At 59.8% G+C, this 5,727-nt stretch carries 4 protein-coding genes and 1 pseudogene; all 5 read left to right on the top strand.

What is annotated here, in order from left to right; translation table 11 throughout:
• Nucleotides 1–919 (top strand): adenosine kinase (locus EOA27_RS18950; RefSeq protein WP_145970413.1); only part of this gene is annotated, 919 nt, incomplete at its 5' end.
• 65 nt (nucleotides 920–984) lie between these two features.
• The gene (gene tdh, locus EOA27_RS18945) at nucleotides 985–2,019 is read left to right on the top strand and encodes an L-threonine 3-dehydrogenase (protein ID WP_126063920.1); all 1,035 of its coding nucleotides are present in this window, start codon (nucleotides 985–987) and stop codon (nucleotides 2,017–2,019) included.
• 714 nt (nucleotides 2,020–2,733) lie between these two features.
• Nucleotides 2,734–2,902 (top strand): annotated as a pseudogene (locus EOA27_RS42195) (transposase); the annotation flags it as partial.
• Nucleotides 2,903–3,714: 812 nt separating this feature from the next.
• On the top strand, nucleotides 3,715–4,401 hold the full coding sequence (locus EOA27_RS18935; protein WP_024505585.1) for a response regulator transcription factor: 687 nt from the start codon (nucleotides 3,715–3,717) through the stop codon (nucleotides 4,399–4,401).
• A gap of 71 nt (nucleotides 4,402–4,472) precedes the next feature.
• Nucleotides 4,473–5,727 (top strand): type II and III secretion system protein family protein (locus tag EOA27_RS18930; protein ID WP_245482668.1); only part of this gene is annotated, 1,255 nt, incomplete at its 3' end.

Here is a 5,727-nt window from a genome sequence, read left to right as displayed (position 1 = left end):
GGGCGCGATGAACCTCATCGACACACAACGCGCCGAACTGCTCTACAGCCGCATGGGTCCGGCGATCGAAGCGTCCGGCGGCAGCGCCGGCAACACGGCGGCCGGCGTCGCCAGCTTTGGCGGCCGCGCGGCCTTCTTCGGCAAGGTCTCCAACGATGCGCTGGGCGAAATCTACGCCCACGACATCCATGCGCAGGGCGTCGCCTTCGGCACCACGCCGCTCAAGGGTGAGCCGCCGACGGCGCGCTCGATGATCTTCGTCACGCCCGACGGCGAGCGCTCGATGAACACCTATCTCGGCGCCTGCGTCGAGCTTGGCCCTGAGGATGTCGAAGCCGACAAGGCGTCCGGCGCCAAGGTCACCTATTTCGAAGGCTATCTGTGGGACCCGCCGCGCGCCAAGGAGGCAATCCGCCAGACGGCGAAGCTGGCGCACGCGGCAGGCCGAGAAGTGTCGATGACGCTATCGGATTCGTTCTGCGTCGACCGCTACCGCGACGAATTCCTCGACCTGATGCGCTCGGGCACGGTCGACATCGTCTTTGCCAACAGCCACGAGATCAAGTCGCTCTACCAGACATCGTCGTTCGACGAGGCGCTGGCCCAGATCCGCAAGGATTGCCGGATCGCCGCCGTCACCCGCTCGGAAAAAGGCTCGGTGATCGTGCGCGGCGACGAGACCGTGGTGATCAAGGCGACCGCCATCAAGGAACTGGTCGACACGACGGGCGCCGGCGATCTCTATGCCGCCGGCTTCCTGCATGGCTACACGCAAGGCCGCGACCTGCAGACTTGCGGCGACCTTGGCTCACTGGCAGCCGGATTGGTGATCCAGCAGATCGGCCCCAGGCCCCGTCAGAATTTGCGCCGCGAGGCCGAGCAGGCGGGGCTGACCATTCCGGACGTTCAAACGAGTTAGTGGCCTACCTTCCCGTTGTGCAGGCTATCTCGCCAGAAGCGCAATCACGGAATAGGGAAATCCTGATGTCGAACATGATGAAGGCGCTTGTGAAGGCCAAGGCCGAACCGGGCATCTGGATGGAAGAGGTGCCGGTGCCGGAAATCGGCCCCAACGACGTGCTGATCAAGATCAAGAAGACGGCGATCTGCGGCACCGACGTGCACATCTACAATTGGGACCAGTGGGCGCAGAAGACGGTGCCGGTGCCGATGGTGACGGGCCATGAATTCGTCGGCACCGTTGCCGATTTCGGCGCAGCGGTCACCGAATACAAGGTCGGCCAGCGTGTATTGGGCGAAGGCCACATCGTCTGCGGCCATTGCCGCAACTGTCGCGCCGGGCGAGGGCATCTGTGCCGCAACACACTCGGCGTCGGCGTCAACCGTCCAGGCGCCTTCGGCGAGTATCTGGCGATCCCGCAGCACAATGTCGTGCCGATCCCCGACGATGTGCCCGATGAGATTGCCGCGATCTTCGATCCCTTGGGCAATGCCGTCCACACCGCATTGTCCTTCGATCTGGTCGGCGAGGACGTGCTGGTGACTGGCGCCGGGCCGATCGGCATCATGGGCGCGCTCGTCGCCCAATGCGTCGGCGCGCGCAAAGTGGTCATCACTGACATCAACCCGGTGCGGCTGGCGCTAGCCAAGAAACTCGGCGTCCAGCATGTCGTCGACGCCTCGAAGGAGAAGCTGCGCGACGTCATGCCGGTGCTCGGCATGACCGAGGGGTTCGACGTCGGGCTCGAAATGTCAGGCGCCGCCCCCGCTTTCCGCGACATGATCGACACCATGAACAATGGCGGCAAGATCGCCATTCTGGGCATCGCGCCGACCGGCTTCGAGATCGACTGGAACAAGGTCATCTTCAAGATGCTGCATCTCAAAGGCATCTACGGCCGCGAGATGTTCGAAACCTGGTACAAGATGATCGCGCTTGTGCAGGGTCCGCTGGATGTCTCCGGCCTGATCACCCACCGCATCGGCATCGACGATTTTCAGATCGGTTTCGATGCGATGAAGAGCGGCAGTTCCGGCAAGGTGGTGATGGACTGGTAGGGATTGCCTTGGCCGCTATTCAGGAAAAGCTGACGACAGCACCTCTGGTCCGCCGGACATTTTCCAACTAGGGGAACATGGCTGGGTGGAGAGCTATGGCTCCGCTACGTGCGCTCGCTAATCATACACGGCGACGTATCGCGGCCCACCCGGTGACGGTCGATGGGGCAATTCGCTTCAGTCGATGACGGAAACCCGGTGAACCGATGCTGAGGCCCCGACGCGATCGTCTATTTCCTATGATCTGCGATTGAGGTCGAGGTGTTGCCGCTTTCAGCGGGTAAAATGCGATAGACGACTTCCGGTACCCTTCCGGTCAGCGAAAAGGAAGGCAACGAGCCGCATTGCCTCAAGCAAAATGTTACCAATAGTGTCCTGTTCCAAAGGGGATGGACAGGTCGTGCCATTCCGGTTCGGGGGAAGGATGGCGCGGCTCAGCATGGCGACACGGTGAAGCGGCGATCGTGGAGCTTTATTGCGGCGTTGACAAGCGGCGCATTCTGGATGAGTTCGAGGCGGTAACCGGCTATTATTCGCAAGCGCGCGATCCGTCTTATGAACCGTCGTGAGCAGAGGCCGTCTGCGGGCAAGAGCCGCAGCCGCTGTTACGGCAGCGATGTCCGCGACGCGCTCATCGTGTTGTGGGAGGATTCGGAGCGGCTGGGTCCGCATCGACGCTCGCGGCGGCCAGCGCCGCCGGGCAGGAATGAGTTCGCAGTTCGCCGCTCGGTGCCAGCCCGCACCTTCGGCGATTGGAAAGATCCGCCGCCCGGCTTTGTTGAGCGCATTCGGGCACGTCTTCGTCAGGGAGCTTCGTGCAGACGATGGTGCTGACCGGATTGCCGCCGGCTGGACCGATTGCATTCCGCTCCGCACGCGCGACAGCGGCAATGTGATCATGGCGATCAAGCAGGCCCGCTCCCGGTTTCGCTGACCCTGTGCTGCTGTTTGCCGGCATCCGCCCGCACAGGAAGAGCTTGTAAAAGCGGTCGGTGCGGAAATCGAGGAGCCGTTGGTCGTCGATCTTCAGCCTGAACGCGGTCGTTTGCTGGTGCCGCAAATCGGCTGTTGCATGTACATCCCTGTCAGACGTCAGTTTTCCTCGCCTATTTTGGTGTCGAGCGCGAAGTGCTCCAACCAGATTGCAAGGCTTTTTGGAAATGAGAGCGGCTTTGCGCAGGGCGCTCCGTTGTTGAGCATTCAAGCTACCAAGCCAATGACGCGCAGGTTCCACCAGGCTCGCCAGCCTTGAAGGACAGCGAAAAAAGCAGAGCACGACAGACACAACAGTGCATCAGGACGCCGCAGTCGTTGAAGATGGTGCGCTGCATCCATACCGTGGATGCATTCGATCCAAATAATCGATTTGTTCAATCAGTTTCTCGAAAGCTAACCCTACCCTCTGTGGGAATCGGGCTCTGAGCCGCGACGCTGCCTTGCGAGCGCAGGGGCTGCACGTAGGAGAGATGATGCAACGAGAAATCGCACGCGGGTTGCTGGCCTCGTGGGTTCGCCGACCGGCGTATTTGAGCCCGTCAGTTGGTCCTCACCCGCGCCTATTGCCACCGAGCGACTTGCATGTCCCTCCGACTCGGACCAGTTCCGAGAGCTGCGACGAGTTGCGCGCCGTGTGCTCCGATCAGATGGCCGCCGGTGACGCGTTCGATGGGCCGTCCCTCTTCGAGAGGAGATGAAATGCGAACGCTGCTCGTGGATCATCATGCGGATCTTGCGCGCGCCATGCGACTTGCGCTCGGGGATGGCGGCTTCGTCGTTGATGTCGTTGGTACTCTGGAACTGGCTTCGAGTGCATTTTCTTGCGCCAGCTATGAAATTCTCCTGCTGGAATTGGCTCTGCCAGATGGCGATGGCTTGGGTTGGCTGAGGCAGTTGAGGACCCACGGGCATTCAGTTCCTGCCGTCATTATGAGCAGCCTTAACGATCTCGATAAGCGAATTGCGATCTTCAACGGTGGTGCGGACGACTTTCTGCTCAAACCCATCTCTACCGATGAGCTTATTGCCAGAATGAGAGCCATTCTGCGCCGGGCGACACAGATGACCGACCTGAGGCTCGTATTTGGCAATCTCGACTTTGATCCGGTCGCCCGCCAGGTTTTCGTTGATGGGCACCCAATGATGATCGCACGTCGCGAACTCTGTATTCTAGAGCACCTGCTTAACCGGGCAGGCCGCATCGTGCCCCGTGCGCAATTGGAAGATCACCTCTATTCATTCAACGACGACGTGTCTGCCAACGCGCTTGAAGTCGGAATTTATCGTTTACGGGGACATCTGACCAGATCAGGTGCAACGCCACGGATCAAGACCATCCGAGGCATTGGTTACATCCTAGAATTGACTGACGCCTCGTCCGCATAGTTTGTCGAATCGAAAGAAGATCTATTTTGCTGATCCTTCAACATCCTTGCCATGCGCTCAATTGGCGGGCGATCGCCAACAAGGTTACAAGACCTGCAGTTCCCCGTTACCTGGGCCATCTCCTCTGCGCGCTTATTGTGACTTTCCCACTTGGTGTCGCGGCGCAAAACAAGCAGGACAAAGGCCCGCCGCATGCGGCTTCGAATAGCATCAACGCCACGCTGACCCTTTCCTCTTCGCTCGGGGAGACCGTTCATCTGCCCGCGCCAGCCACGACCATCTTTGTTGCTGACCCCACGATCGCGGATTTTCAGGCGCCATCGAGCAAAACAATCTTCGTCTTTGGCAAGAAATCGGGGCGGACCAGCCTATTCGCCTTGGATGGCAATGGCGAGCCTCTCGCCGAATTGCGTATCGTTGTCACGCAACCGATCGGGGATTTACGCGCCATGTTGCGGGAGCAGGTCGGCGACTATCCCATCCGCGTCAACTATACGCCGCGCGGCGCAATCCTTAGCGGGACGGCGCCCGACGCAGAGGTCGCCGACACCGCAAAAAGAGTCACTGAGCAATATCTGGGCGACGGAGCGCAAGTCGTCAACAACATCAAGGTCGCTGGATCCCTGCAAGTTAACCTCAGCGTGCGCGTAGCCGAAGTCTCACGCAGCGCCATGAAGTCACTCGGCGTCAACTTGTCCGCCTTCGGTCAAATCGGCAATTTCAAAGTGGGCGTTCTAAGCGGAAGCGCTGCAAGCGCTGGGTCTGGTTCAACCCAGGGTGGCGGTACAGCAGAAATCGGATTCGACAACGGTGCCGTCAACGTCAGCGCGGTTCTCGACGCGCTCGCCAAGGAGCATATAGCTTCCGTCCTGGCTGAGCCGAACCTCACCGCTATGTCGGGTGAAAAGGCCAGCTTTCTCGCGGGCGGCGAATTTCCCATTCCTGTCCTGCAGGAAAACAGGCAGGTATCGGTTGAATTCCGTCACTTCGGCGTCAGTCTGGAATTTGTGCCGACAGTTCTCAGCAACAATCAAATCAACATTCACGTAACGCCCGAAGTCAGTGAACTGTCGACGCAAGGTGCCGTGCAAATCAACGGAATTTCCGTGCCGGCAGTTTCCACGCGCCGAGCCGATACGGTCGTCGAACTCGCCAGCGGCCAGAGCTTCGCAATCGGCGGTCTAATCAGGCGGAACGTCAACAATGATGTCAGGGCCTTTCCCTGGCTCGGAGAACTGCCGATCCTGGGACCGCTTTTTCGCTCGACCTCGTTTCAAAAAGAGGAGTCAGAACTGGTCATTCTAGTTACGCCTTACATTGTAAGAC

Source organism: Mesorhizobium sp. M2A.F.Ca.ET.037.01.1.1, from assembly GCF_003998075.1.
Classification (GTDB): Bacteria; Pseudomonadota; Alphaproteobacteria; order Rhizobiales; family Rhizobiaceae; genus Mesorhizobium.
The sequence above is the reverse complement of the archived record's forward strand: the minus strand, read 5'-3'. Positions and strand labels throughout refer to the sequence as shown.

Excerpts from the sequence above, each read along its gene's own strand:
- EOA27_RS18935 (WP_024505585.1), top strand. The coding sequence starts at position 3,715 with ATGCGAACGCTGCTCGTGGATCATCATGCGGATCTTGCGCGCGCCATG.
- tdh (WP_126063920.1), top strand. The coding sequence starts at position 985 with ATGTCGAACATGATGAAGGCGCTTGTGAAGGCCAAGGCCGAACCGGGC.